This is a genomic window from Actinoplanes sp. NPDC051494, from assembly GCF_044454705.1.
GTDB lineage: Bacteria > Actinomycetota > Actinomycetes > Mycobacteriales > Micromonosporaceae > Actinoplanes.
Genome location: NZ_JBITDZ010000010.1, coordinates 287,642 through 313,727, shown reverse-complemented (window position 1 = coordinate 313,727; position 26,086 = coordinate 287,642). Strand labels below are relative to the sequence as shown.

Here is a 26,086-nt window from a genome sequence, read left to right as displayed (position 1 = left end):
GGGCCGGCGCGACATGCGCCGGCCCCGTTCTGCTCTAAGCGAGCGAGCCGAGCTCCTTCGGCAACTCGGCGGTGTGCAGGACACCGAGCCGCCGGGTGGCCCTGGTCACCGCGACGTAGAGGTCGCTGAGCCCGCGGGGGCTCTCGGCGATGATCTCGTCGGGCTGCACCACGAGCACGCTGTCGAACTCCAGGCCCTTCGCCTGCTTCACCGTCATCAGCACGATGTGGTTGAGCAGGTCGGGCTGCTCCCCCACGGCCGCGCCCGGGACCGCCGCGGTCAGCGCGTCGCCGAGCGACTGCTCCAGCGCGTCGGGAACCAGCACGCCGACCCGGCCTTCGGCGACTTCCGCGGCCTCAGTGCGTACCGTGGCGATCAGTTCCTCGGTGAGCTCGGCGGGCCGCACCCGGCGGGCCCATGGCGCGACGCCGGCCTCCCGCACCGAGCGCGGCGGCTGCAGCGACGGGTCGACGGCGGCCAGGACGTCCGCGGCGACCGCCATGACCTCGGCCGGCGTGCGGTAGTTGACGGTCAGCTCGGCCAGCCGCCAGCGCTGCGCGACGTAGGGCTCGAAGACCTGGTCCCACGTAGTGGTGCCGGCCAGGTCGCCGGTCTGCGCCACGTCGCCGACCACCGTCATCGACCGGCTCGGGCAGCGCCGCATCAGCAGCCGCCAGGCCATCGGCGACAGCTCCTGGGCCTCGTCGACGATCACGTGCCCGAAGACCCAGTTGCGGTCCGCGGCGGCACGCTCGGCGGCCGTACGCGTGTCGAGCACCTCGTGGCGCTCGACGAACGCACCGGCGTCCACGACGTCGATCGCGGAGAGGATCTCCTCCTCGACGTCGTCCTCGAAGTCGGCCGACCGGGAACCCTGGACGATCTCGAGCACACCCTCCACGTACTCGACCGCCTCGCGCCGCTCCTGGGCGACGGCCCGCGCCTTCAGCGTGTCGTCGACGCCGAGCAGCTCGGCGAGTTCGTCGAGCAGCGGCACGTCGGCCGGGGTCCACCGGGCCTCGTAGGCGCGCAGCAGCAATGCCCGGTCCGCCTCGACGATCCCGGCCGACTCCATCCGGTCGTCGTCGCTGAGCAGGTCCCGCAGCACCTGCCGGGGGGTCAGCACCGGCCAGAGGTCGAACAGCGCCTGCTGGACGTCGAGGTCCTCGCGCAGCTCCCGGCGGGTCTCCGCGAGGTCGGCGGCCTCGAGCAGGTTGTCGCCACCGAGCGGGTCGGCGCCGATCCGCTCGGCGATCTGCAGCGACAGCGCGTGGATGGCCTCGGTGACGAAGATCTGCCGGGCCACGTTGTGCGGGCGGCCGGAGCGGCGCGCGACGGCCCGGGCGTCCTCGCACACGCCCCGTTCGATGCGCAGCGGGTAGCCGTCGTGGTCGACCTCGACGAAGTCCCCGGGGACCTCCTGCCGGTCGGCGACCGCGTTCTCGAGCACGTCGAGCATGCCGAGCCGGCCCTTGAGCGCGGCGGCCGCGGGGGCCTCGGCGGCCCGGGCGGTGACCCCGGGGAACATGTCGCCGACGGTGGCCAGCAGCACCCCGGTCTCGGCCAGCGACGGGAGCACCTGCGAGATGTAGCGCAGGAACGTCGCGTTGGGGCCGAGGATCAGCACGCCCTGCCGGGTGAGCTGGGCGCGGTAGGTGTAGAGCAGGTAGGCCGCGCGGTGCAGGGCCACGGCGGTCTTGCCGGTGCCGGGACCGCCCTGGACCACCATCACCCCGGACAACCCGGCCCGGATGACCTCGTCCTGCTCGGACTGGATCGTCTCGACGATGTCGCGCATGCGGCCGGTCCGGCCGGCGGTGAGCGCCGAGAGCAGCGCGGCCTCGCCGGTGACGTCCTCGCGCCCGTTCGCGGAGCCGACGGCGAGGTCGAGCACCTCGTCGTCGATGCCGGTCAGCACCCGGCCCTTGGTGCGCAGGTGCCGGCGCCGGGTCACGCCCTCGGGTGACACGGCGGTGGCCAGGTAGAACGGCCGGGCCGCGGGGGCCCGCCAGTCGACCAGCAACGGGTCCTGTTCACGGTCCTCGGCGAACAGCCCGAGCCGGCCGACGTAGCGCGGGTTGTCCGCGGCGAAGTCGAGCCGGCCGAAGCACAGGCCGTTCTCCACCGAGTTCATCTGCGCGACCTGTTCGGCCCAGTGGCCTCGGGTGGCCTCGCGCTGCGAGCGGCCCTGCGGGGTGCCGCCGGCCTCGAGCAGGATCGCGTTCAACCGCTCGGCGGCCTGCTCACGCAGCAGGTCGAGGCGGCCGTAGAGCGTCGTCAGGTAGGCCTGCTCGGCCCCGAGGTCGCTGCCACCTCTGGTGTCGTCGTTCCGCATGGTTTCCGTACCGTTGGCGGAGCTTGACAAAACCACTCCTTGATGTGGTATCATTCGCTTCGTTGGCGACCCTGTGTGGTCGCTTTTTGCGTTTCTGTAGAAACGCAAAGATTAGCCCACGAATGTTACCCACGGCGACCGATACCCCCGGCAACCCGATACCCAGGGCGACCCGATGGCCCGAACGATGTCAGGCTGCCACCGGCACCGGCAAGCCGTCCACGTTGGTCACCGCGAGACGGTCGCGCAACGTACCGTACGTGCCGATCTGGTCGTAGTAGGCAGCCCGGCGGCGGGCCACGCAGCCCTCTTTGGACTCGGTCGTCATCGACGGCTCGAGGTGCGTGTTCAGGCCGTCCTTGAGCAGCGACAACGCCTCGGCGCGCAGCTGCGACACCCGGGACTCGGTCACGCCCAGCTCCGCCGCGATGGCCGCCATCGGGCGCTCGTCGAAGAAGTAACCCGTGATGACGGCCTTGAGCCGGTCCGGGAGCACGTCGACCGCGTGCCGCAGGTAACCCATCCGCTCCCGGCGGATCAACATCTCCTCCGGGCCCGCGCTGGGCTCGGTGACCATGTCGTCGGCGCCGGCCGTCGCGAAACCCTGCAGGCTGAAGACCACCGCGCGCTGCACATCGTCGTCCGCCGACTCGATGTCCTCGACCGAACACCCGAGCCGCAGCGCGACCTCGGCGATCGTCGGGGTCCGCCCCAGCTCGGCGGTCAGCTCCTGCCGGGCGGAGTCGGTCCTGCGGGCCCGCTGGCGCACCGACCGGCTGGCCCAGTCAAGACCACGCAATTCATCAAGCAGGGCTCCGCGTACGCGGGCAGCGGCGAACCGCGCGAACGGCACGCCCCGGGAGTCGTCGAATCCACGGGCCGCCGCGACCAGGGCCGCGTAGCCGGCCGACAACAGGTCGTCACGGTTCACGTGGGCGGGCACCCGGGCGAGCATCTCGCGCACCAGGTGACCGACGAGAGGCATGTGCGCCCGGACGACGTCGTCACGACGGCGGTCGGTCTCGACAACACCACTCATGGAGGTTCTCCTCGGGTACCAGCCGGGTTCGGGGGGAGTTTCCGGCGCTGAGGAGAAACGGTCCGGCTTCCTGAGTGCAGTACGGGTCACGTTCGGGTGCAGCCGGGTTGCGGTACGTGGCCGCGTACACTTGATCTCGCCCTTCGGGTCGGCCACCACGAGCAGCGACTCACGCGCAGTCCGCGCCGGGAGGAACGCGACCCCTAAAGACTTATGGAGTCCCCACCTGATGACCTCGTTCACCGACCTCGGTGTACCCGCAAAGCTCGACTCGGTCCTGGCCGGCCTCGGCATCACCAGCGCCTTCCCGATCCAGGAAGCGACCCTTCCGGACTCGCTCGCCGGTCGTGACGTGCTCGGCCGCGGCCGCACCGGCTCCGGCAAGACGTACGCGTTCGCCCTCCCGGTCGTCGCCCGCCTCGCCGCCTCCGGCACCCAGCGCCGCCCGGGCCGCCCGCGCGCGCTGATCATGGCGCCCACCCGCGAGCTCGCCACCCAGATCGAGGCGGCCATCGCCCCGCTGGCGAAGGAACTCGGCCTGAACACCCTCACCGTCTTCGGCGGTGTCGGCGCCAACCCGCAGATCCGCGGCCTCAAGAACGGCGTCGACATCCTCGTCGCCTGCCCCGGCCGGCTCGACGACCACCTGCGCAACGGCTACGCCAACCTCGACTCGGTCGAGATCACCGTGCTCGACGAGGCCGACCACATGGCCGACCTCGGCTTCCTGCCGGTCGTCCGGCGGATCATGGACGGCACCCCCCGCACCGGCCAGCGGATGCTGTTCTCCGCGACCCTCGACGGCGGCGTCGACATCCTGGTCAAGCGCTTCATGCACAACCCGGTCACGCACCACGTCGACTCGGCCGCCGAAGCCCCGATCCAGATGTCGCACCACGTGCTGCACGTGCGCCACGACGACCGCTTCCCGGTCCTCGTCGACCTCGTCGCGGCCCCCGGCCGCACGGTCGTGTTCACCCGCACCAAGCGCCGCGCCAAGACCCTGACCCGTCAGCTCATCCAGGCCGGCGTCCCCGCGGTCGAGCTGCACGGCAACCTCGCCCAGAACGCCCGCAACCGCAACCTGTCGGCGTTCTCCGACGGCAGCGCGGCCACCCTGGTCGCCACCGACATCGCGGCCCGCGGCATCCACGTCGACGACGTCGCCCTGGTCATCCACGCCGACCCGCCGGTCGAGCACAAGGCCTACCTGCACCGCTCGGGCCGCACCGCCCGGGCCGGCGCCCAGGGCACGGTCATCACCCTGATGACCGACGACCAGCAGACCGACGTGCGCGACCTCACCCGCAAGGCCGGCATCAAGCCGACCACCACCCGTACCCGCCCGGGTGACGCCCTGCTCGCGGAGCTGGCGCCGGGCGAGCGCACCTACACCAACCCGGCCACGTTCGACGCGGCCATGGCAGCCGGCGCGGCCCAGGACTCGGCCACCCGCAGCGCGGCCTCCCGCGACGAGGACGCCGCCGGAGGCAACGCCGGTGGCGGTGGCGGCCGGGCTCGCCGTGGACGTCGTCCCGCGGGTGCCGGGCGCACCGCGTCGGCGGGGCACGAGTCGGGCTCGACCGGCGGCCAGCAGGGCGGACGCTCCCAGGGCGGAGGCCGTACCTCCCAGGGTGGCGGTGCCCGCACCTCCCAGGGTGGCGGTGCCCGCACCTCCCAGAGCTCGCGTGGCGGCAGTGGCGGCCAGGCCTCCGGCCAGAGCGGTCGCGGTGGCCCGCGCCGGGCTTCCGGCACCGGGTCGACGCCGGTGCACACCACCCAGTCCGGTGGCGGCGGCGCTGCGGCGTTCTCGGCCGGGACGCGCGCTGGTGGGCGTCGGGGTCGCTGACCTTCCTTTCTCACGTACGGCCCGGGCCATCGGTCCGGGCCGTTGTGCGTTCTGCGGGCGCGGGGGATCCTGCTTCGGTGAACTTGATCCTGCCGCCCCGGCTCACTACTTCTGCGGAGAAGGTCCGGGACGCCGCCCGGCGACGCGGGTTGGACACCGTGCAGCTGCCTACGTTCGAGGTGCCGGACGGGCTTCGGGGCGATCATCTGCATTGCGGGCCGGAGTTCGCTGACGCTGTCGGTCCGACGCTGGGGATCGCCGAGCTAGAAGCGCCTCGGGGGTGGCTGGCCGAGCTGCCCCGAGTGTTCGTCGGCCGAGATGTTCAGTTGGTCACCCTGGGTGAGGCACAGCAGCTCCGGCGGCCGGCGTTCGTCAAGTCGCCGAACGACAAGAGCGTCCGGGCGATGGTCTATACCGACGGGTCGCGGTTGCCGGGCTCCGACGCGTTCGATCCCGGCACCGAGGTCCTGGTCAGTGACATCGTCGACTTCGGCACGGAGGTGCGGCTGTTCGTCCTCGATGGTGCCGTGCACGCGTCCGGGCAGTATGCGTCCGAGGGCCGGCTGGATCTGGCGACGGCGGGTGCGGACGCACTCGCGTTCGCCGCGGATCTCCTGGACGCTCAGGCCCACACCTTGCCCAGCGCGATCGTCATCGACATCGGCACGGTCGATGGACGCTGGGCGGTGATCGAGGCCAATGCCGCGTGGGCGAGTGGTATCTACCTCGCGCCGGCTGACGACGTTCTCGACGTGTGCCTTCGGGCGGCCCGCCCGAAGGCGGACGTACCCGCCCGGGACCGGCCGTTCATCCGCCCCGGCGCCTAGTGCGGTATCCACTCGGAATGGTCAGGGCTTTGGGTCGCCCTAGGCTTTGCGGGCCTCGGCTTCCGCCACGGTTTCCCTCGCGGCCTTCATGAGGCGCTCGGCCAGGTTCACGGTGGCGTCGAGTTGGTCCGCTATCTTGCCCGGCCGGGACTGCACGCTGACGACGCGCACCAGCCTGTTGTCCTGCGCCCAGAATCGCATCGGCGAGGCGCCGTTCTTCACCGGCACGATCCCCAGTTTCTGGGCGAGCCACGCCTGCACGCCGCGGTCGGTGTCCGAGGAGAACGGGAACTCGGACGAACCGTTGACCCACATGAACGGCAGGCCGATCGGCAGCGTCACCCGGAACGCGGCCTGCTCCGACTTGTCCATGTCCCGGTACGTGAAGATCAGGAACTGATAGCCCCTGCGCTCGCCGGTCACCACGTCGGTCGCGGCGATCTGGCTGGCCAGGTAGGGCTTGAACAGCCCGGCTTCCCCGGCGAGGGTCGGATGCTTGCGCACGTAGTCCCACCCGTTCGCCGCCGCCAGCGACCGCCGTCCCGCCGGGGCCCGCGCCACGGCGATGAACATGGCGATCACCGAGATGAACAGCGCCGCCGAGATCAACAGCGGCACGATCGCCACGAAACGCCAGATCAGGTCATCCGTACGGAGCTTGTCCGGCTGAACGGCGGCAACCTGCTTCGCCTTCATCTCCTCATAGGTGCCACCCCGGCCCGCGGCGCCCTTCCCGAACGCCATGCAGACGTCTCCGGGACTCATCTTCTCGCCGTCGCACGTCACGCTGTCGCTGCTCCTGCGCTGCGACTCGGCTTGCAGGTCGATCAGGACCGCGATGAGACCGACGACAAGACGCCTCGTCAACGTTTGAACCATGGCATCCACCGTAGTGAACTTCGCTTGCGCCATGGGGGCAAACATCGACGCCGGTCGCTGTATTTTCGTCAGCGACCGACTGCGGGGAGCCGGGGCGCCACCGGCGTGGCCACGACGAACGAGCTGTGGGTCTGGCCGTGGATCAGGAACCGGTCGAGCACCGCTTCGAGGTCCTCGATGGCGGCAACGTGGACCTTGAGCAGGAAGCAGTCCTCGCCGGAGATCCGGTGGCACTCGCTGACCTGCGGGGTCCGGGCGGCGAGTTCGGCGATCCTGGGCAGCTGGCCCGGACCGGGCCGGATACGCACCCAGGCGGCGACGGGGAGGCCGAGGGCGGCGGGGTCGATGTCGAGCCGGTAGCCGCGGATGACCCCGGCCTGTTCGAGCCGGGCGATCCGTTCCCGGACGGCGGGCGCGGACATGCCGACCTGGCGGGCCAGCTCCGCCGCCGTGGCGCGCGGGTCGGCGCTCAGCGCGTCGAGCAACCGTACATTGGTGTCGTCGAGCAGATCTTTTCGCGGGGGAAAGCCAAAACGGCTTTCGCTTTCCTGGAAAGACATATTGACGTCCCCGAACCTTCGATCGCGCCTGGCCTCGTGACGTTTATCTTTCGAGAATAGAGCCATGACAAGACAACGGGTACCGCCGCACGCGTACTTCATGGTCAGTGCGGTGTTCCACTATCTTGGGCCGGCGCTGGCGGTGCTGCTGTTCGCCCGCATCGACGTGCTCGGGGTCGCGTGGTTGCGCATCGCCACCGCCGCGCTGGTGTTCGCGATGTGGCGGCGACCGTGGCGGCTGTGGCGTCGCCTGGACCGGCCCACCCGGTTGCTGCTCACCGGCTGGGCCGCGGTGCTGGCGGTGATGAACAGCATATTCTATCTGGCCATCGACCGGCTGCCGCTGGGCACCGTCGCCGCGATCGAATTCCTGCCGGTCATCGTGCTGGCCGCGCTCGCCGCCCGGACCAGCCGCACCATCGCCGCACTGGTCGCCGCGGCCGGCGGGGTGTACCTGCTCACCGACGTACGCCTGGTCGCCGAACCGCTCGGCATCACGTTCGCCGTCGCCAACGCCGGCCTGTTCACCCTGTACATCGTGCTCGGTCACCGCGTCGCGCGCAGCCGTGAGGTCGCCGGCATCGACGGTCTCGCACTGTCGATGCTGATCGCCGCCGTCATCGCCCTGCCGATCGGCATCGGACAGGCTGTGCCCGCCTTCACCGACCCGGTCGCGCTGGCCGAGGCCTCCGGCGTGGGCATCATCGGCGTGGTGCTGGTTGTCGCCGGCGTCGCCCTGCACCAGGAACGCCCCCCGAGGCCGCCACGGACCCGGACCGGCTCCGTCACGGTGGCCGGCGAGTCGTAGGGCGGCTCAGGGGGTATGGACCGCCAACTCCGGAGCGAGCCGGTACCCGTCGCAGAGTTCGAGATCGTCACCGCTCCAGAACCGGCCCGGGTCGTACCACCCGGCGTTGCGGCCACGAGGCAGCAGACCCATGGCTTCGTACGTCACCGCGACCACCTCGGCGCAGTAAGCCGTCTCGAGATCCCCGGTGACCTCCGGCGCGTGCTGCCACGGAAGGCGGACCTGGGGGACCCGGCCCCGGGCCCAGCGCCAGGCGAGCTGGGTGCTGGAGGGGAACGGGGTGCCGTCGAGGCGGGCGACCGTCCTGAGGGCTTTGTCCTCCATGTCCTTGGTCACCGGCTGTTCGAGCTGCCGGAGCCAGCCTCGCTGTCCGTAACGGTGGGCCCAGACCGTCACCGCGTCGCGGAGGTCATGGAGCTGGACGCCCCGCTGGAACGTGCCGGACCACATGTCGGGCAGCGAACGGCCCAGCTCGGCGTGCCACATGAGCGGTGGCATGTCCTCGACCACGATCGACATGCCGACGTGGTTGACCGGGCTGTTGGTCAGGCTCTGGATGGCACGGTCCGGGCCTGAGCGGCCCCGGAAGATCCAGATGTCGCCCGTACGGGTCAGGTCGATGGCGTCTTCGAGACTGATGTCGGCAACCACTTGTCTATCCTCAGCAGATGCGTTGGTGGAAAATAGCGGGATTGGCCGGACTGGCAGGCGTCGCAGCCACGGGAGTGGTGCTGGCCCGGCAGGAGCGGCAGCGACGGGCATACACGCCGGAGGAGATCCGGGCGCGGCTGCACAAACGGGTCACGGAGTCGGAGAAGAGCACGGACGGCGTGATGGCCGACGACGACTGAGCCACGGACATGTGGGGTTCAGACGACATCGGTGTCCCGCAGCAAAGACCATAGTCCGGCGCCGTCCGGGGCGGAGAACCACGTCTTGCCACCCGAGCCCACGGCTTCCGGGTTGCCGGACGGGCCCGGGATGGCGCCGGCCAGCACCGCCTGGGTGGGTGACAGGCGCCGGATCGCGATGGCGGCCACGTTCTCCGGGTGGTCGTGCGCGAACGCGGAGTAGATCTCCTGGTCGTGCTGCCCGTCGTCGCCGATGAGCAGCCAGCGGATGTGCGGGAACTCGCTGGAGAGCCGGGCCAGCGTGTTGCGTTTGTGCTCCTGGCCGCTGCGGAACCAGCGGTCCGGGGTCGGGCCCCAGTCGGTGAGCAGCAGCGGGCCGGCCGGGTACAGGTGCCGGGACAGGAAGCGGGTCAGCGTCGGTGCCACGTTCCACGCACCGGTCGACAGGTAGAAGACCGGTGAGCCGGGGTTGGCGGCGACCAGCCGTTCGTAGAGCACCGCCATGCCCGGCACCGCGATGCGCGCGTGTTCGTCCAGCACGAACGTGTTCCACGCGGCCAGCAGCGGGCGGGGCAGCGCGGTCACCATGACCGTGTCGTCGATGTCGCTGATCACGCCGAACTTCGTGTCCGGGTCGACCACCCGGATCGGCGCCTCGACGGACGCCGCGCCCACGGTGCTCAGGCGCACGGTGGCCCAGCCCGGCGTCAGGTCGCCCTTGACGCGCGCGTCGACGTAACCGCTGCGGTCGGTGCGTACCTCATGGACCTGGTCTCCGATCTGGATCTGCACCGGTGCGTTGTGCACCGGCGAGGACGTGAAGCTGCGCCAGCCCCGCACTTTCTCGAGCCGTTTGTTCACCTCGTTGCGACGGGTGAGCACCACCCGTCCCATCACCCGGGCCCAGCCCGGGGAGCCATATCCCGTGTACGCGGTGATCACCGGCTGCCAGCCGCGCTGGCGCAGCCTCCGCTCGATGACCTCGTGCACGGCATCCTCGATACGCGCGGCGCGATGCAGCCGCACGGCGGGCGGGCGGCCCGCCGGGGTCACTGACACGTCGGCCTCCTGCCGTTGCTCGTCAACGCCTCTGTGACGGTACCTGGCCCACCTGAGTACCGCTCCGCAACGGCCCGGGTCCTCAGTGCACGGCCAGGCGGGCGGGCGCGGCGCGGGGCGCGGGCTCCGGCACACTCTGCCGCGTGACCTGCGGGGACAGTCGCAGGGAACGGACGTCACGGCCCATCCGGATCGTGGCGGCGAGCGCCTCGGTGCGAAGCTCCCGCAACTCGGCGGCGGCCAGCTCGGCGTCCCGCCAGGCGATCCGCTCACGCTCCGTAGCAGCCTGGTAGCCGGCGAGGCGGTGCTCGCGGACCGCGGCGCGCAACGCGGTCTCCTGCGCGACCGGGTGCTTGCGGGCATTCCAGCCACCCCGGTGCGCGAGCACCTCATTGAGCTGTTCCATCGACAGCTCCCGCTCGCGGCAGGCGGTGAGGGCCCGGGTGTGCAGGAACCGCTCCCGGTCGGCGATCTCGGCCCGGGTGCGGCGCTGCTTGAAGATCGGGAACACCGCCGCGGCGGCACAGCGCCGGGCATCGCGGTCGGCGGCGTCGAACGCCTCCCACGCGGCGTCGACCTCGTCCTGGGCCCGCTCCCACGCGGCCCGGCGCCGGCGCGCGACCTCGGCGGCACGGTCGGCGGCGCGGTCGGCGGCCTCCGCGGCCTGCCCGGCGTAACGGTCGGCGGCCTCGCGCGGCACGGCCCTGGGACCGCCGGAGAACCGGCGGGGCATGGCGAAGATCAGCGTCGCGGTCGCGATCGCGAGCAGGCAGGTCATCCAGATGAGGGCAGCGGTTTCCACGGTGACACCGGCTTCTCTCGTACGTGGGGTGCAGCTCGAAGTAACGGAGTGTGCTCGCGTGGCACGCACTCAGCGTCACCAACGAGCAGAAGCGAACGGCAGGTCAGATCTGCGGCGGAGCCCGCTCGGCACGGTCGCCATGATGGGCGGAGCCGGAGAGCGGGAGCGGGGCGGAACCGATCACCAGGGGCGTCCCGGCCGCGGGTGACCCGGCCGGGGTCTCGAGCAACGAGGTGGCCAGGCCGTCGGCGGCGGGGCGGTCGGGCACCACGATCCGACCGGAGAGACCCGGGCTCATCGGCGCGTCGACGGTGGTGACCACGATCGCGGGCTCGGGGGCCTCGGGCGGGGAACTCAGCGCGGGCATCGCGAACGCGAGCGCGATCAGCACCATCCCGGCCAGGAACCGCAGCAGTCGGCGGGCGTCCCAGGCACCGGAACCGCAGATGCCGGCGCGGGAGGCCGAAGCCCCAGAGGTCCAGGCCCGAGAGGTCAGGGCCCGAGAAGTCAGGGCCCGAGAAGTCAGGGCCCGAGAAGTAAAGGCCCGGGAAGTCGAGGCGCGGGCGGTCCGGGCACGGGAGATCCACGCACCGGGGATCACGCGCGCGACGGCAGCCACCTGCCCAATCTACCGTGATCCGCAGGTCCATGCACAGATCGCATCGACTGAGGGCTTCGTCCCACTCCGCCGGGTGACCCGGCCGAGGAAAGAGGCCCGGGGACGGCCCGAAAACGACGGCCAAAGGCATCGCGGCATGGCCGGCAAGACACGGCCGAGGCGGCGTAGCGGGGCCCGGAAAGGGCGGCGCGGCATGGCGGAGACGCAGAGCCGAGGACCGGGCGGCACGGCCGGGAGACAACCGACGGCCGGGTGGCACGGCCTCGAAGCGCAGGCACGGTCGGAAGTGCGGGGTGAGGGCCAGGTGGCGGGGCCGGGCCATGGGGCGGGGCCGGGTCGTGGGGCCGGGGGACGGCGGGCGGGGGAATATGGGTGGGTGGATCAGGTCGAGGGTGCGGTTGAGCTGGCCGGGTGGGTCGCCGATGGTGGCGTGGTGGTGTTGAGTGGGGCCGGGTTGTCGACCGAGTCCGGCATTCCGGATTATCGGGGGCCTTCCGGGGTGGCTCGGCGGGCCACCCCGATGACGTATCAGGCTTTTACCCGGGATCCGCTGGCCCGCCGGCGGTATTGGGCGCGCAGTCATCTTGGCTGGCGCCGGATCGGGGACGCGCGGCCGAACGACGGGCACCGGGCCGTCGCCCGGTTGCAGACGCTGGGCCGCCTCGACGGCATCATCACGCAGAACGTGGACGGGCTGCATCAGGCCGGCGGCGCTCACGGGGTGGTGGAGCTGCACGGCAATCTGAGCCGGGTCGTGTGTCTGGGCTGCGGGGTGGTTTCCGGGCGGGGCGAGCTGGAGGACCGGCTCGATGCCGCCAATCCGGGTTTCGCCACCACCGCGGAGAATGCCGTGAACGCGGTGAATCCTGACGGTGACGTGGAGCTCGACGACACCGCGCTGGACGGCTTCACCGTGGTGGATTGTGCGGCCTGCGGCGGGATGCTCAAACCGGACGTCGTCTACTTCGGGGAGACGGTGCCGCCGGAACGGGTGAGCCGCAGCTTCGAGCTGGTGGCGGCCGCGACCACGTTGCTGGTGCTGGGTTCTTCGCTGACGGTGATGTCGGGCCGGCGGTTCGTGTTGCGGGCGGCGAAGGACGGGATCCGGATCGCGATCGTGAACCAGGGCGTGACCCGCGGGGAGCCGTACGCGGACCTTGTCGTCGATGCCGCCCTGGGCCGGATCCTGCCCGCGCTGGTGGACCACGTGGAAACGAGCGCTTTATCGACATGAAACCTAAATAAAGATGTCGACGCGTTGACGTGACCGGGCTCACGGGAGTTTACTGCCGGAACCGCTCCCGAAACCGGTTCCGAAACTACCTCGTTACCGGGCGGATACAACCCGGAGGACACGTGCCCATCACCATCGCCGACGTCGCGGCCCGGGCCAAGGTCAGCAAGACCACCGTGTCCCGGGTCCTCAACGGCAAGGGTGAGCTGGACGAGTCCACCGCCGCCCGGGTCCGCGCGGTCATCGACGAGCTCGGCTATGTGCCCAGCTCGCGTGCCGTCGGGCTGGCCCGCGGCCGGACCCGGGTGGTCGGCATGCTGGTCCCGTCGCTGACCTGGCCGTGGATCGGTGACGTGCTGCAGGGCGCGGTCGACGTGCTGGAGACCGAGCGGTACGGCCTGCTGCTGTTCACCTGCAACCGCGGCGAGGAGTCCATGCGCCAGTTCGGCGCGCAGGTCTCCGCCAAGAGTTTCGACGGGCTGCTGGTCATCGAGCCCGAGGGCACCCTCGACTACATCGCCGGCCTGCACGCCCGGGGCCTGCCGGTGGTGCTGATCGACGACCGGGACGTCCAGCCCGTGCAGATCCCGAGCGTGGGCACCACCAACCACACCGGCGCCGGTTCGGCCGCGCGGCACCTGCTGGGGATCGGGCGCACCAGGCCGCTCGTCATCGCCGGCCCGCAACGTTTCGGTTGCACGGTGCAGCGGCTGGACGGCTTCGCCGCGGAGTTCGCCGACGCCGGGCACCCGATCCCGGCCGACCACGTGCTGCCCGGCGACTTCACCATCGCCTGCGGGTTCGAATCGGTGCGCAAGGCGATCGACACGGGGCTGGAGTTCGACGCGATCTTCGCGCACAACGACCTCTCCGCGACCGGCGCGATGCAGGCCGTGCTCGACAGCGGCCGGCGCATCCCGCAGGACGTGGCGATCGTCGGCTTCGACGACATCCCCATGGCGGCGCACACCCAGCCGCCACTGACCACAGTGCACCAGCCGCTGCGTGAGATGGGCGAGGCCGCGGCGCGCACGCTGCTCGCCCATTTCGAGGGCTCACCGCTGCCCAACCGTCCGACCGTCATCCCGTCGACTTTCACGATCCGCGCCTCGACCGGCTCGTAACACCCCCACATCGCAGACCTACGACCTGGCGCCCGGCGCCAGGCCGTTACCCGCCCATTCCTCGGGCACCCCTCTCACCCCGTTTCACGCCATACCCTGAGGAGATCCAGAGATGCAGAGAAGGAAATTGTTCGCGGTCGCCCTCGCGGGCGTCCTCGCCTCGGGCGGGCTCGCCGCCTGTGGTGACTCGCCGAACGCCGGCAACAAGAACGCCGCCGGTGGCACGAACTTCCTGACCGTGGGCATGCCGAACGGCCCGCAGGCCGAGAACCACAACCCGTTGTTGTCCACCTCGGCGGCGAACTCGCTGGGCTACCGCTGGGCGCTGTACGAGCCGCTGCTCATGTGGAACCCGGTCAAGCCGGCCGAGGAGTCGAAGCCGTGGCTGGCCACCAAGGTGGAGTGGACCCCGGACTACAAGAAGGCCACCATCACGGTGCGCGACGACGCCACGTGGACCGACGGCCAGAAGGTCACCGGTGACGACGTCGCCTTCACCCTGGGCCTGCTGAAGAAGTACGAGGCGTTCAACACCCTCGCCGTGCCGTTCGGCGACATCACCGCGGCGGGCAACGTGGTGACCGTGACGTTCACCAGCTCGGCGTTCGTCAAGAAGGACAAGTTCCTCGGCCAGACCCCGATCGTCCCGAAGCACACGTGGGAGTCGATCGCGGACCCGACGAAGGACACCATCAAGGACCCGGTCGGCTCCGGCCCGTACAAGCTGAAGTCGTTCACCCCGCAGACCATCACGCTCAGCGTGAAGGAGTCGGGTTACTGGCAGGAGCTCCCGGCGGTCAAGGAGCTGCGTTACACGTCGTACACCGACAACAACGCGCAGACCACCGCGCTGGCCGACGGCTCCAACGAGTGGGCCTTCGTGTTCATCCCGAACTACAAGACGGTCTTCATCGACAAGGACCCGGCGCACTACAAGGTCTGGGCCCCGGCCGTCCTCGGTATCCACGGCCTGTACATCAACACCACGAAGGCCCCGTTCAACGACCCGAAGCTGCGCCAGGCGATGAACATGGTCGTCAACCGTGACGACGTCTTCAACCAGGCCGAGGCCGGGTACTTCCACCCGCAGGTCACCAACGTGACCGGGCTGCCGTCGCCGGCCGGCGACGCGTTCGTCAGCGCGCCGTACCAGGGCAAGAACCTCAGCGTCGACGTGCCCGCCGCCAAGGCGCTGCTCGAGTCGGCCGGTTACAAACTGAACGGCACCACGCTCAACGACCCGAGCGGCAAGCCGGTCACGCTGACGCTGACCGACCCCAGCGGCTGGTCGGACTACCAGACCTCGCTCGAGATCGTGAAGAGCAACCTGGCCGACATCGGCATCGTGGCCACCATCGACAAGGCCAACCAGGACGCCTGGACCCGCAACGTGGAGGAGGGCAAGTTCGACGCCACGTTCCGCTGGACCAACGGTGGCTCGACGCCCTACGACATCTACCAGACGATCATGGACGGCACGAACCTGCAGCCGATCGGTACGGCCTCCCCGGCCGGCAACTTCGGCCGCTTCGACAGCCCTGAGGCGACCAAGGCGCTGCAGGACTACGCGAACGCCAACGACGACACGGCCCGCGGTGCCGCGCTCGCCACGATCCAGAAGATCTTCGTCGAGCAGGTCCCGATGATCCCGGTCGGCGCGGACAACGTCGGCATGGCGTACAGCACCAAGAACTGGGTCGGCTGGCCCGACGACACCAACCCGTACGGGGCCGGTCAGCCCACGCAAGCCAACGCGCTCGACGTGATCCTGCACCTCAAGCCCGCCAACTCCTGATCCGCCGCACCGCCCCCGGGGTCTGCTCCCCGGGGGCGGTTCCCCCTTGAGAAGGACAAAGGGCATGACGCTCACCCAAGAGGTGGTGCTGGAGGCGAAGGGCCTGACCAAGCACTTCCCCGTACGCCGGAAGTTGCGCGATCTGCTGCGCCGTGATCATGACGCGGTGCACGCCGTCGACGACGTCGACCTCACGTTGCGCCGCGGCCAGGTCGTCGCCCTGGTCGGCGAGTCCGGCTCCGGCAAGTCGACCGTCGCGCGCCTGCTCGCGCAGCTGTACCCCCGGACCGCCGGCGAGATCGCGCTGCACGGCGAGCCGACGAAGGTCAAGGGCGGCCGCGAGTTCCGGGCGTACGCCCGCCGGGTCCAGATGATCTTCCAGGACCCGTTCGCGTCGCTGAACCCGGTGCACACCATCCGGTACCACCTGACCCGGTCGCTGAAGATCCACGACAACGCCGGGAGTACGGCCGCGGAGCTCGAGCAGGCGCTGACCGACCTGCTCAACCGGGTCAGCCTGACGCCCCCGGAGCGGTACCTCGACAAGTTCCCGCACGAGCTCTCCGGCGGCCAGCGCCAGCGCGTCGCGATCGCCCGGGCGCTGGGCGCGAACCCCGAGGCGCTGCTGGCCGACGAGCCGGTGTCCATGCTGGACGTGTCGATCCGGCTCGGGGTGCTGAACCTGCTGCGGGACCTCAAGGAACGCCTCAACCTGGCGATCCTGTACATCACCCACGACATCGCGTCGGCGCGCTACTTCGCCGACGAGACGCTGGTGATGTACGCCGGCCGGATGGTCGAGGGTGGCGACAGCGAGACGGTCACCCAGTCGCCGGCTCACCCGTACACCCGGCTGTTGATCGATTCCGCTCCTGATCCGGACCGGATCGCGAACATGCTCGGTGACAGCGCGGACCGCGGCGACGGCGAACCGCCGAGCCTGATCCGCCCGCCCTCGGGGTGCCGGTTCCACCCCCGTTGCCCGGTCGCGATGGAGCGCTGCACGACCGACCTGCCGGTACGTCTGGAGATCGGTGACAAGCCCGGCCACTGGGCGGCCTGCTGGCTCTACGACACGGAGACCGCCGGCACGGAGCCCGTGGAGGCGACCCGATGAAGTACCTGCTGCAACGGATCGCGTTCTACCTGTTCACCGCGTGGGCCGCGATCACCCTCAATTTCTTCATCCCCCGGATGATCCCCGGCGACCCGGTCCGCTCGCTGTTGTCGCGGTTCCAGGGCCAGATGAGTACGGACGCCCTGGACTCGCTGTACGTCCTGTTCGGCCTCGACAAGAACGCGTCGGTGTGGGAGCAGTACGTCGACTACTGGCAGCAGTTGTTCCGCGGCGACCTGGGCCTGTCGTTCACCGCGTTCCCGTCACCGGTCTCCGAGGTCATCGGCGACGCGCTGCCCTGGACGCTGCTGCTGGTCGGCATCACCACCGTGGTCAGCTTCTTCCTCGGCACCAGCCTGGGCGTGCTCGCTGGGTGGCGGCGCGGCTCGTGGATCGACGGGCTGCTGCCGGCCACCACGTTCCTGTCGTCGGTGCCGTACTTCTGGCTGGGCCTGCTCGCGATCTTCCTGCTGGCCGGCCCGAACAGCTTCTTCCCGTCCGGTGGCGGCTACTCCCCCGGCCTCGTGCCGGCGTTCGACCAGTACTTCATCCCGGACGCGATCCAGCACAGCCTGTTGCCGGCCCTGACGATCCTGATCTCGTCGGTGAGCGGCTGGATCCTGAGCATGCGCAACATGATGGTGACCGTCGCGGCGGAGGACTACATCACGGTCGCGCACGCCAAGGGCCTGTCCGACCGGCGGGTGGCGCTGAGTTACGCGGCCCGTAACGCGCTGCTGCCCAACGTATCCGGGTTCGCGCTGTCGCTGGGCTTCATCGTCGGCGGCACGCTGCTGGTGGAGATCGTCTTCTCGTACCCGGGGCTGGGCTTTTTGCTCTTCCGCGCGGTCACCGCCAAGGACTATCCGCTCATGCAGGGCATCTTCCTCGTCATCACCATCTCGGTGCTGGTGGCGAACCTGATCGCGGACATCGCGTACCTGCTGCTCGACCCGCGTACCCGCAAGGAGGGCTGAACCGATGACCATTCCCACCTCGAGTGTCGAGCAGGTCATTCCCGGTCAGGGTGCGATGGCGCAGCCCGACGCGACGCCGGGCAGGGCGAAGCGGCGACGGTTCCGCTTCGTGTCCAACGGCAAGGCGCTGACCGGCGTCGTCATCCTCGGCATCTACCTCCTGTTCGCGATCATCGGGCCGTGGGTCGCGCCCTACGCCCCGGACGCGCGCGGACCGGAACTCGTGCAGGGACCGTCCGCGGCGCACTGGCTCGGGACCACCCACCTCGGGCAGGACGTGCTGAGCCAGCTGCTGGACGGCACCCGTACCGTCATGGTCGTCGGCCTCGCCGCCGGCGCGATGGCCACCATCCTGTCGATCCTGATCGGGGTCACCGCCGGTTACATCGGCGGCGGCTGGGACGAGAGCCTGTCGGCGCTGTCCAACGTCTTCCTGGTCATCCCGGCGCTGCCGCTGGTCATCATCGTGACCGCGGCCGCCCCCTCCGGCGGTGCGGTGCTGGTCGCGCTGATCATCGGTTTCACGTCGTGGGCCTGGAACGCCCGGGTGCTGCGGGCGCAGACCCTGTCGTTGCGGCGCCGCGACTACATCGAGGCGTCCCGGGCGAACGGCGAGAGCACCTGGCGGATCGTGCTGTTCGAGATCCTGCCGAACCTCACCGCGATCATCGCGTCCGGTTTCGTGGGCACGGTCATCTTCGCGGTGACCTCGGAGATCACGCTGGCGTTCATCGGCATCGGCTCGGACACCGGCTGGAACTGGGGCACGATCCTGTTCTGGGCGCAGAGCCAGCAGGCGCTCGCCCAGGGCGCGTGGTGGTGGTTCGTGCCGGCCGGTCTCGCGATCGCGATCCTCGGTACCGCGCTGTCACTGATCAACTTCGGCATCGACGAGTTCGTCAGCCCGCGGCTGCGCAGTGCCGGCAAAACCAAGATCAAGACCGCTTCGGGCCGCACGGTACGCATGCGGGTCGGTTTCACGCCGGTACTGAGCAGCGCCCCGGCGGCCGCGTCCCACGCCCGCCCGATGGCCGCGGTGACCACGGCCGCGGCGACCCCGGTGAACCGCGCTCCCTCGGAGCACAAGGAGGCGACCAAGTGAGCGGCGAGCCCGTCCTCGAGATCAAGAACCTGAACGTCGACTACGGCCTCGGTGACCAGGCCGTACGGGCGGTCCGCGACGTCAACCTGACGCTGCACCGCGGCGAGGTGCTCGGCCTGGCCGGCGAGTCCGGATCCGGCAAGTCGACGCTGGCCTACGGGCTGACCCGGCTGCTCGCTCCCCCGGGCGTGATCACCGGCGGCGAGGTGATCTACCACCCCGAGAAGGGCGACGCGTACGACGTGCTCGGCCTGTCCGACAAGGGGCTGCGCGACTTCCGCTGGGCCGAGACCGCGATCGTGTTCCAGGGGGCGATGAACTCGCTCAACCCCGTACACAAGATCTCGACGCAGTTGACCGATGTCCTGGCCGCGCACGAACCGTCGATGTCGGCGCACAGCCGCAACGCCCGGGCCCGCGAGATGCTCAAGCTCGTCGGGATCGCGGCCGATCGGATGGACGCGTACCCGCACCAGCTCTCCGGCGGCATGCGCCAGCGCGTCATGATCGGCATGGCCCTGATCCTGCAGCCGCAGGTGGTCATCATGGACGAGCCGACCACCGCGCTCGACGTGGTCATGCAGCGGCAGATCCTCGGCCAGCTCATCCAGCTGCGCGAACGCCTAGGCTTCTCGGTCATCTTCATCACCCATGACCTGTCGCTGCTGGTGGAGTTCTCCAACCGGATCGCCATCATGTACGGCGGCCGGATCGTCGAGGAGGCCCAGGCGGCGACGCTCTACAGGGACTCGCTGCACCCGTACAGCGCGGGCCTGCTCGGGTCCTTCCCGGCCCTGCGCGGTCCCCGGCGCGAGCTGACCGGCATCCCCGGCTCCCCGCCCGACCTCAAGGGCATGCCGAGCGGCTGCTCGTTCCACCCCCGCTGCCCCAAGGCGTTCGACCCCTGCGCGGACTCGGTCCCGGTGCTCGGCCACCCCGGCACCGCCGACGGATCCGTCCGTACCGTGGCCTGCTGGCTGCACCCCGCGAAGGAGCCCGTCTCGTGAAGCCGTTCAAATGGGGTGTCGCCACCTCGTCCTACCAGATCGAGGGCGCGGTGGCCGAGGACGGCCGCACACCGTCCATCTGGGACACGTTCTGCCAGGTGCCCGGCGCGGTGGCCGGCGGCGACAACGGTGACGTCGCGTGCGACCACTACCACCGGATGCCCGAGGACGTGGCGCTGATCAAGAGCCTTGGCGTGGACACGTACCGTTTCTCGGTGGCCTGGCCCCGGGTCCAGCCCGGCGGCACCGGCCCGGTCAACCCGGCCGGCCTCGCGTTCTACGACCGGCTGACCGACGAGCTGCTGGCCTCCGGCATCGACCCGTGGGTCACGCTGTACCACTGGGACCTGCCGCAGGAGCTCGAGGACGCGGGCGGCTGGCCCAACCGGGACACCGCCTACCGCTTCGCCGACTACGCGATGCTGGTGTTCGACAAGCTCAGCGACCGGGTCACCAACTGGACCACGCTCAACGAACCCTGGTGCTCGGCCTGGCTCGGATACCACGTGGGCGTGCACGCACCCGGCCGCCAGGACCACGACGCGTCCATCGCGGCGGTGCACCACCTGCTGCTCGGCCACGGCCTCGCCACCCAGCGGATGAAGGCCGCGGCGACGCCCGATCACTCGTTCGGCATCACCCTCAACATGGGTACGGCCGACCCGGCCACCGACTCGGAAGCCGACCGGGAAGCGGCGCGCCGGGCCGACGGCATGGGGCTGCGCATCTACCTCGACCCGCTGCGCAAGGGCACGTACCCCCGGGACATGGTCGACGACCTGGCGGCGAGGGGCACCGCGTTCCCGGTCCAGGACGGCGACCTCGCGATCATCTCGACCCCGTTCGAGGTGCTGGGCGTCAACTTCTATTTCGGCCAGGACTTCAGCGGCACCGACGAACACGGTGCCCTGCTCGACGCCGCCGGGCACCCGGTCGTCCGCGACGTGAAACCGGCCGGCCCGCGCACGGCCATGGGCTGGCCGATCACACCGGACCGCTTCACCCGGCTCCTGCTCCGGCTGCACCGCGACTACCCGGGTCTGCCACTGGTCATCACCGAGAACGGCGCGGCCTTCGACGACACCGTCATCGACGAGACCGGCTTCGTGACCGACGACGACCGTACGGCGTATCTGAGCGAGCACATCGCGGCGGTGCTGGCGGCCCGCGACCAGGGTGCGGACATCCGCGGCTACTTCGCCTGGTCCCTCATGGACAACTTCGAGTGGGCCGAGGGTTATGCGAAGCGGTTCGGCATCGTGCACGTCGACTACAAGACCCAGAAGCGCACGCCCAAGCAGTCCGCCCTCTGGTTCCGGGACATGATCACCCGCTGACGTTCCGGCCGGGGGTACGGGGTGCGACAACCCGTACCCCCGGTCAGAGCGAGGTCACGAGCGCCGCGAAGCCCACCGCCACGAGCAGGGCACCGGTGAGCCAGCCCAGCAGCAGGCCCGGGCCGGATCCCACCCGGGCCCGGGCAGCCGGGACCGCCACGATGACCAGCAGCACCACCAGATAGGCCGCGCCCAGCGCGAGCAGAGCGGGCAGGAAACTCAGGGCCGCCGCCGTGGCAGCGCCCTCGCCCCCGAAGCGGGCGGCCAGGAACAACCCGCCGCCGACCAGTACGACAAGCACGACATGGCCGAGTACGCCGATGCCGACATTCCGGCGGAACATGGTGGCCCTCCCCCGCGGGCCGCGACCCGGCCCGTCAAGAGGGACAACGGATTCCCGGGCCGCCGGTTCGCACGTCCCCGCCCGGAGCCGGTCGCGCCTCAGAACGGTTCCACCTCAGGGCCGGCCACTGCCCCCGCCCGCTCCCGGCCCGCCGCCCGCTCCCGGCCCACCGCCCGGTGGCGACTCACGGTCGGTGGCGGCTCACGGTTGGCGGCGACTCACGGTCGGTTGCGGCTCAGGGACCTTCGGTGGGCGGCCCGGGAGAGCGGGGCCGGGCCGTTTGCCGCCGGCAGGCCGCCTTCCGCGAGCAGGCGGGCGATCGGGAGGGTGGCCGCGCCCATGGCGACGGTGTCCGGGCCGAGTTGGCAGAGGTCGATGCGGGCCCGGGAGTAGGGAAAGCGCAGGGCGTTTTGTTGGGCTGCGTGACGAATGTCGGGAAGAAAGCGCTCTCCCATCGCCAAGCCCGCCGGGCCGCCCAGCACGATGCGCTCGGGGGAGAACAGGTTGATCAGGTTGGCGATCCCGGCGCCGAGGTAGCCGATCGTCCGCTCGATGACCTCGGCCGCGGCGGGGTCGAGCGGGCCGTCACCGCTGAGCACCCGCCCGATCAGGTCCGGAGCGGGTTCCTGACCGGTGGCCGCGGCCAGGCGGGCGATCACCGTGCCCGCACCGATGTAGGCCTCGAGGCAACCGCGCGCGCCGCACCGGCACTCGTCGCCGTCGTAGACGATCGTGGTGTGGCCCCACTCGCCGGCGTTGTTCGCGGCCGCCCGGTGGCCTCGGCCGTCCATCACCAGGGCGGCGCCGACACCGGTGCCGATCATGACGACCACCGCGTCGCGAGCTCCGCGGCCGGCGCCGAACCACATCTCGGCCTGACCCACCGCTTTCGCGCCGTTCTCCACGTGCACCGGCACCGCCGTCGCGGCGCGCAGGGCCGCGCCGAGCTCGACGCCCTCCCAGCCCGTGGTCTGGGAATGGACCGTCCCGTCGGGACTCACGACGCCCGGCACGCCCACGCCGAAGCCGAGCACCTCGGAGCTCGCGACACCGGCCTCGGCGACCACCGCGGCCAGCCCTTCGACCAGCCGGGCCGTCGCCGACGACGAGCCGTCCTGGGGGTAGCGCGCGTAGCCGACCCGGGACATCGCCAGGTCGTAGAGCTCGACCGTCACCCGGGTCTCACCGACGTCGGCACCGGCGACATAGCCGTAGCCGGGCGCGACCCGCAGCAGCGCGCGCGGCCGGCCGCCGTCCGATCCGACCAGCCCGGCCTCCTCGACGAGGCCCTCGTCGATCATCTCGCCGACCAGGTTGCTCACGCTGGCCTGGCTCAGCGCGGTCGTGTCGCCCAGCTGCTGGCGGCTCTGCCGGCCGCCGTGGAAGAGATCGGTCAGCAGGCTGGCCCGGTTCGCGCGGCGCACGTCCCGCACCGTCGTACGCCTCGTCTCCAACCCGCACCAGCCTCTCGATCATGTTCCGACCCGCTCATTGAACGCTATCGCGAGTTAACTGAGCGGCAGGGGCCCACGTCCATGGGTTACGGTCTCGCCGTGAGCGACTATCTGGACGTCAACCGGGCCAACTGGGACGAGCGTGCGCCGGCCCATGCCGCGTCGGCGGAGTACAACTTCGCCGCTTTCGCGGCCGACCCCGAGCACCTCAGCGACGTGGTGACGTTCGATCGCCCGCTGCTGGGCGACATCCGTGGCCTGCGCGGCGTCCACCTGCAATGCCATATCGGTACGGACACCGTGTCGCTGTCCCGTCTCGGCGCGACGATGACCGGTCTCGACTTCTCCGCCGCGTCCCTGACCGAGGCCCGCCGCCTCGCCACCCTCGCCGGCGCCGACATCGACTTCGTCGAATCGGATCTGTACGGGGCTCCGGACGTCCTCGAGCCCGGCAGCTTCGACCTCGTGTTCACCGGCATCGGCGCGATCGGCTGGCTGCCCGACATCCGGCGGTGGGCGCAGGTCGTGGCGACGCTGCTGAAGCCGGGCGGGCGCCTGTTCATCCGCGAGGGCCACCCGATGCTGTGGGCCGTGGACGACGAGCGCGAGGACGATCTGCTGGTCCTCGACTTCGACTACTTCGAGCACAAGGACCCGCTCGTCTGGGAGCAGGGCGGCACGTACGTGGAGACGGAACACCAGTTCGTCAACAAGGTCACCCACTCGTGGAACCACGGCATGGGCGAGATCGTGACCGCACTGCTCGACGCCGGCATGACGATCGCCGGGCTGACCGAACACGACTCCGCACCCTGGGAAGCGCTCCCCGGCAAGATGACCAAGGTGCCTCCGTACGACGAGTGGCGGCTCACCGACCGTCCGAACCGCCTGCCGCACACGTACACCCTGCGGGCGGTACGAAACCCCGTTTAGAGATCGACGCGTACGGGGTACTTGCGGTGCAGTTCACCACCCTTGCTCAGCAGTTCACCCCTCGCTTAGGAGCCCCCCGATGCGCGCAGGATCGATAGGCGGAGTCATCGTCATCCTTTGGCTCGTGCTCGGCGCGGTAGCCGCGTTCGAGCGCGGTTACTTCAAGGACGACGGCGACGCGAGTTGCGCCGAGGCCGGCACGGTGATCGTCACGGTGGTGGCCGGCCCGCTCAACTGGCTCGGCGTCAACCCCAAGATCACCTGTGACATCCCGGAGCCCTCCAAGTAACCGGACCTTCACCCCGCCCCGGATGCCCGGTCGTCTCTCACCAGACGGCCGGGCATCCCCCCGTTCACCGGACCCAGGGCGGACTGATCGCCTCGCCGCTGTCCAATGTGGCCGTCAAGCCGACACTGGTCGTGACCCACGCGCTCGCCGGCCCACCGGACGAGTTGTCGATGCCGAACGTCGACCCCGCCGGCACCAGCACCACGTCCCCGGCCCGCAGCCGCTCCGCCCGGCCGTCGATGGTCGCGGTCAGCTCACCGGTCAGCCCGAGCAACACCTCTTCCTTGCTGACCCGGTGCGGCACACCGGCCACCCCGGCCTCGACCTCCAGACGCCAGGCGCACAACTCACGGCTACCCCCCGACGGTGAGACGTACGAATGAAACGTCGCCCCGTGCAACCGATGTGTCTCCACGACTCCCCCTCAAACCAGTCAACCCGCTTGACCACATAGTCAAGTAACTTGACCGGTGTGTCAAACTCCTTCCCGTGAACGACAATCTGCTCGACGTGCCGGTCCTGCTCCTCAGCGCGGCAAGAGCCCTGGTGGACGGCATCGACGCGGGGGTCCGGGCCCGGGGCTTCACCGACGTACGCCCGGCCCACGGTTTTGCCTTCGCCCGGCTGTCCGGCACCGGCGCCACCGTCGTCCAGCTCGCCGAACACCTGGACGTGAGCAAGCAGGCGGCCAGCCAGATGGTCGACGACCTGGTCCGCAAGGGCTACGTCGAACGCCACCCCCACCCGGACGACGCCCGCGCCAAACTGATCAGGCTGACCCCCAAGGGCACAGCCTGCACCCGGGCGGCCGAGGACGCGGCGGCCGAGGTCCTCGCACCATGGGCCGCCCGCCTCGGCCCGCAAAGACTGGCTGCCCTGCGATCAGACCTGGCCGGCCTGTCCACCCCCGGCCGGCTGCGGCCCACCTGGTGACCCGGTGGCGGGACGATCCAGGAAGTCGACGATGAAGGGCATCGTCCGTCGGAGCGGGCCGAAATCCTCCGTCGAAGCGCCCAGCTCACCCAGATAGTCGCCGTGGTTTCCGGGCACGATCAGCAGGCGGGCGTCCGGAATGAGAGACGCGAGAAGCGTCGTGTGTTCCCGGCGAATCACGTCCTGGTCCGCCGCCACGACAAGCGTCGGCGCGGTGATCGAGGCGACCAGGTCCTCGGGCCAGTCGGTGAAACCGGTGAGCATGAGTTCCCGGTCCAGATTAAACATGGTTTCCGCGTGTCCGGGGTCGCCGCTCACCGCGAGGTCCGCCTCGCGATAGGGCTGCGGGAGATCGGCGTACGTCGCCGCCGCCAATCCCGCCCAGAAACCGTCGACCATGCCGTCACGACGGAACGGCGCGGAGGCGACAACGAGTCGGTGGACCGCCGCCGGATGCCGGATGGCCAGCTGCATGGCCACCTGACCGCCGTTGCTGAACCCGAGCACATCGACCGGCCCGACGGCGAGTTCCGCCAGCAGCGCCGCGACCCCGTCGGCCGATCCCTCGAACGAGGCGGCGTGCTCGCCCGGGCCGGTACGTCCATGGCCCTGCAGCTCGACGGCCAGCATGCGCCGTGACTTCTCCAGGGCGGAAATCAGCCGGCCCCAATTGGATTCGATGGTCGAGCCGCCACCGTGCAGGAGCAGCAGGGGACGGCTCGAGCCCTGAGTCGAACCGCGCCACTCGAAATAGAGTGGGAGGTCTGCCGAGGAAAATCCGTGCTCATCGCCCATGACGTCGAGAATAGGACC

General features: G+C 70.4%; 27 protein-coding genes. 15 read left to right on the top strand and 12 right to left on the bottom strand.

What is annotated here, in order from left to right; translation table 11 throughout:
- Positions 1 to 34: 34 nt before the first annotated feature.
- Positions 35 to 2,335: a HelD family protein gene (locus tag ACIA6A_RS30835; protein ID WP_396101457.1), complete on the bottom strand. Its 2,301-nt coding sequence runs from the start codon at positions 2,333 to 2,335 to the stop codon at positions 35 to 37.
- A gap of 190 nt (positions 2,336 to 2,525) precedes the next feature.
- Positions 2,526 to 3,374, bottom strand: a complete 849-nt coding sequence (locus ACIA6A_RS30830) for a sigma-70 family RNA polymerase sigma factor (protein ID WP_396101455.1) — start codon at positions 3,372 to 3,374, stop codon at positions 2,526 to 2,528.
- Positions 3,375 to 3,603: 229 nt separating this feature from the next.
- On the opposite strand from ACIA6A_RS30830, the gene ACIA6A_RS30825 reads away from it, so the two are divergent.
- Together ACIA6A_RS30825 and ACIA6A_RS30820 are read left to right on the top strand one after the other, a co-directional pair.
- The gene (locus tag ACIA6A_RS30825; protein WP_396101454.1) at positions 3,604 to 5,223 is read left to right on the top strand and encodes a DEAD/DEAH box helicase; all 1,620 of its coding nucleotides are present in this window, start codon (positions 3,604 to 3,606) and stop codon (positions 5,221 to 5,223) included.
- Between the two features lie 77 nt (positions 5,224 to 5,300).
- Positions 5,301 to 6,050 (top strand): ATP-grasp domain-containing protein, encoded by a 750-nt coding sequence (locus ACIA6A_RS30820; RefSeq protein WP_396101453.1) that lies wholly within the window; start codon positions 5,301 to 5,303, stop codon positions 6,048 to 6,050.
- A gap of 39 nt (positions 6,051 to 6,089) precedes the next feature.
- Here ACIA6A_RS30820 and ACIA6A_RS30815 read toward each other — a convergent pair whose 3' ends face one another.
- Together ACIA6A_RS30815 and ACIA6A_RS30810 are read right to left on the bottom strand one after the other, a co-directional pair.
- Positions 6,090 to 6,929, bottom strand: coding sequence for a hypothetical protein (locus tag ACIA6A_RS30815; RefSeq protein ID WP_396101452.1), 840 nt, complete (start codon positions 6,927 to 6,929; stop codon positions 6,090 to 6,092).
- Positions 6,930 to 6,997: 68 nt separating this feature from the next.
- Complete coding sequence (locus ACIA6A_RS30810; protein WP_396101451.1) at positions 6,998 to 7,489, bottom strand: Lrp/AsnC family transcriptional regulator; 492 nt, start codon at positions 7,487 to 7,489, stop codon at positions 6,998 to 7,000.
- A 64-nt stretch (positions 7,490 to 7,553) separates the two neighbouring features.
- Here ACIA6A_RS30810 and ACIA6A_RS30805 point away from each other — a divergent pair, with 64 nt between their 5' ends.
- Positions 7,554 to 8,297 (top strand): EamA family transporter, encoded by a 744-nt coding sequence (locus tag ACIA6A_RS30805; RefSeq protein WP_396101450.1) that lies wholly within the window; start codon positions 7,554 to 7,556, stop codon positions 8,295 to 8,297.
- 6 nt (positions 8,298 to 8,303) lie between these two features.
- Here the strand turns inward: ACIA6A_RS30805 and ACIA6A_RS30800 are convergent, their stop codons facing one another.
- Positions 8,304 to 8,948 carry a hypothetical protein gene (locus ACIA6A_RS30800; RefSeq protein ID WP_396101449.1) on the bottom strand — a complete coding sequence of 215 codons (645 nt, stop codon included), beginning with the start codon at positions 8,946 to 8,948 and terminating at the stop codon, positions 8,304 to 8,306.
- Positions 8,949 to 8,989: 41 nt separating this feature from the next.
- Here ACIA6A_RS30800 and ACIA6A_RS30795 point away from each other — a divergent pair, with 41 nt between their 5' ends.
- Positions 8,990 to 9,148, top strand: a complete 159-nt coding sequence (locus ACIA6A_RS30795; RefSeq protein WP_396101448.1) for a hypothetical protein — start codon at positions 8,990 to 8,992, stop codon at positions 9,146 to 9,148.
- Positions 9,149 to 9,166: 18 nt separating this feature from the next.
- Here the strand turns inward: ACIA6A_RS30795 and ACIA6A_RS30790 are convergent, their stop codons facing one another.
- The 3 genes from ACIA6A_RS30790 to ACIA6A_RS30780 form a co-directional block, all read right to left on the bottom strand.
- Entirely contained in the window at positions 9,167 to 10,207 is a 1,041-nt protein-coding gene (locus ACIA6A_RS30790; protein ID WP_396101446.1) for an App1 family protein, read from the bottom strand.
- A gap of 82 nt (positions 10,208 to 10,289) precedes the next feature.
- A complete protein-coding gene (locus ACIA6A_RS30785) occupies positions 10,290 to 11,009 on the bottom strand; it encodes a hypothetical protein (protein WP_396101445.1) in 720 nt (239 codons plus the stop codon).
- Positions 11,010 to 11,112: 103 nt separating this feature from the next.
- Positions 11,113 to 11,403 carry a hypothetical protein gene (locus tag ACIA6A_RS30780; protein ID WP_396101444.1) on the bottom strand — a complete coding sequence of 97 codons (291 nt, stop codon included), beginning with the start codon at positions 11,401 to 11,403 and terminating at the stop codon, positions 11,113 to 11,115.
- 601 nt (positions 11,404 to 12,004) lie between these two features.
- On the opposite strand from ACIA6A_RS30780, the gene ACIA6A_RS30775 reads away from it, so the two are divergent.
- The 8 genes from ACIA6A_RS30775 (at position 12,005) to ACIA6A_RS30740 (ending at position 21,321) form a co-directional block, all read left to right on the top strand.
- Positions 12,005 to 12,862, top strand: a complete 858-nt coding sequence (locus ACIA6A_RS30775) for an NAD-dependent protein deacetylase (RefSeq protein ID WP_396101443.1) — start codon at positions 12,005 to 12,007, stop codon at positions 12,860 to 12,862.
- A gap of 122 nt (positions 12,863 to 12,984) precedes the next feature.
- Positions 12,985 to 13,986 (top strand): LacI family DNA-binding transcriptional regulator, encoded by a 1,002-nt coding sequence (locus ACIA6A_RS30770; RefSeq protein WP_396101442.1) that lies wholly within the window; start codon positions 12,985 to 12,987, stop codon positions 13,984 to 13,986.
- 112 nt (positions 13,987 to 14,098) lie between these two features.
- Positions 14,099 to 15,781 carry an ABC transporter substrate-binding protein gene (locus ACIA6A_RS30765; RefSeq protein WP_396101441.1) on the top strand — a complete coding sequence of 561 codons (1,683 nt, stop codon included), beginning with the start codon at positions 14,099 to 14,101 and terminating at the stop codon, positions 15,779 to 15,781.
- 64 nt (positions 15,782 to 15,845) lie between these two features.
- Positions 15,846 to 16,898, top strand: coding sequence for an ABC transporter ATP-binding protein (locus ACIA6A_RS30760; protein WP_396101440.1), 1,053 nt, complete (start codon positions 15,846 to 15,848; stop codon positions 16,896 to 16,898).
- Positions 16,895 to 17,875, top strand: a complete 981-nt coding sequence (locus tag ACIA6A_RS30755) for an ABC transporter permease (protein ID WP_396101439.1) — start codon at positions 16,895 to 16,897, stop codon at positions 17,873 to 17,875. The genes ACIA6A_RS30760 and ACIA6A_RS30755 overlap by 4 nt, the downstream gene beginning before the upstream one ends.
- A 4-nt stretch (positions 17,876 to 17,879) precedes the next feature.
- On the top strand, positions 17,880 to 18,977 hold the full coding sequence (locus tag ACIA6A_RS30750) for an ABC transporter permease (RefSeq protein WP_396101438.1): 1,098 nt from the start codon (positions 17,880 to 17,882) through the stop codon (positions 18,975 to 18,977).
- Positions 18,974 to 19,984 (top strand): ABC transporter ATP-binding protein, encoded by a 1,011-nt coding sequence (locus tag ACIA6A_RS30745; protein WP_396101437.1) that lies wholly within the window; start codon positions 18,974 to 18,976, stop codon positions 19,982 to 19,984. The genes ACIA6A_RS30750 and ACIA6A_RS30745 overlap by 4 nt, the downstream gene beginning before the upstream one ends.
- A complete protein-coding gene (locus ACIA6A_RS30740) occupies positions 19,981 to 21,321 on the top strand; it encodes a GH1 family beta-glucosidase (protein ID WP_396101436.1) in 1,341 nt (446 codons plus the stop codon). The genes ACIA6A_RS30745 and ACIA6A_RS30740 overlap by 4 nt, the downstream gene beginning before the upstream one ends.
- Before the next feature lie 43 nt (positions 21,322 to 21,364).
- Here the strand turns inward: ACIA6A_RS30740 and ACIA6A_RS30735 are convergent, their stop codons facing one another.
- Positions 21,365 to 21,664, bottom strand: a complete 300-nt coding sequence (locus ACIA6A_RS30735; RefSeq protein ID WP_396101435.1) for a hypothetical protein — start codon at positions 21,662 to 21,664, stop codon at positions 21,365 to 21,367.
- A 218-nt stretch (positions 21,665 to 21,882) separates the two neighbouring features.
- The gene (locus tag ACIA6A_RS30730; RefSeq protein ID WP_396101434.1) at positions 21,883 to 23,088 is read right to left on the bottom strand and encodes an ROK family protein; all 1,206 of its coding nucleotides are present in this window, start codon (positions 23,086 to 23,088) and stop codon (positions 21,883 to 21,885) included.
- 129 nt (positions 23,089 to 23,217) lie between these two features.
- Here ACIA6A_RS30730 and ACIA6A_RS30725 point away from each other — a divergent pair, with 129 nt between their 5' ends.
- Positions 23,218 to 24,051 carry a class I SAM-dependent methyltransferase gene (locus ACIA6A_RS30725; protein WP_396101433.1) on the top strand — a complete coding sequence of 278 codons (834 nt, stop codon included), beginning with the start codon at positions 23,218 to 23,220 and terminating at the stop codon, positions 24,049 to 24,051.
- 79 nt (positions 24,052 to 24,130) lie between these two features.
- On the top strand, positions 24,131 to 24,340 hold the full coding sequence (locus ACIA6A_RS30720) for a hypothetical protein (protein ID WP_396101432.1): 210 nt from the start codon (positions 24,131 to 24,133) through the stop codon (positions 24,338 to 24,340).
- A 64-nt stretch (positions 24,341 to 24,404) separates the two neighbouring features.
- On the opposite strand, the gene ACIA6A_RS30715 is transcribed toward ACIA6A_RS30720, so the two are convergent.
- The gene (locus ACIA6A_RS30715) at positions 24,405 to 24,686 is read right to left on the bottom strand and encodes a cupin domain-containing protein (RefSeq protein WP_396101431.1); all 282 of its coding nucleotides are present in this window, start codon (positions 24,684 to 24,686) and stop codon (positions 24,405 to 24,407) included.
- Between the two features lie 143 nt (positions 24,687 to 24,829).
- Between ACIA6A_RS30715 and ACIA6A_RS30710 the strand changes: the two genes are divergently transcribed.
- Positions 24,830 to 25,273 (top strand): MarR family winged helix-turn-helix transcriptional regulator, encoded by a 444-nt coding sequence (locus ACIA6A_RS30710; protein WP_396101430.1) that lies wholly within the window; start codon positions 24,830 to 24,832, stop codon positions 25,271 to 25,273.
- Here the strand turns inward: ACIA6A_RS30710 and ACIA6A_RS30705 are convergent.
- Complete coding sequence (locus ACIA6A_RS30705; protein ID WP_396101429.1) at positions 25,223 to 26,068, bottom strand: alpha/beta fold hydrolase; 846 nt, start codon at positions 26,066 to 26,068, stop codon at positions 25,223 to 25,225. The two genes, ACIA6A_RS30710 and ACIA6A_RS30705, sit on opposite strands and share 51 nt — an antisense overlap.
- Between the last annotated feature and the right edge of the window lie 18 nt (positions 26,069 to 26,086).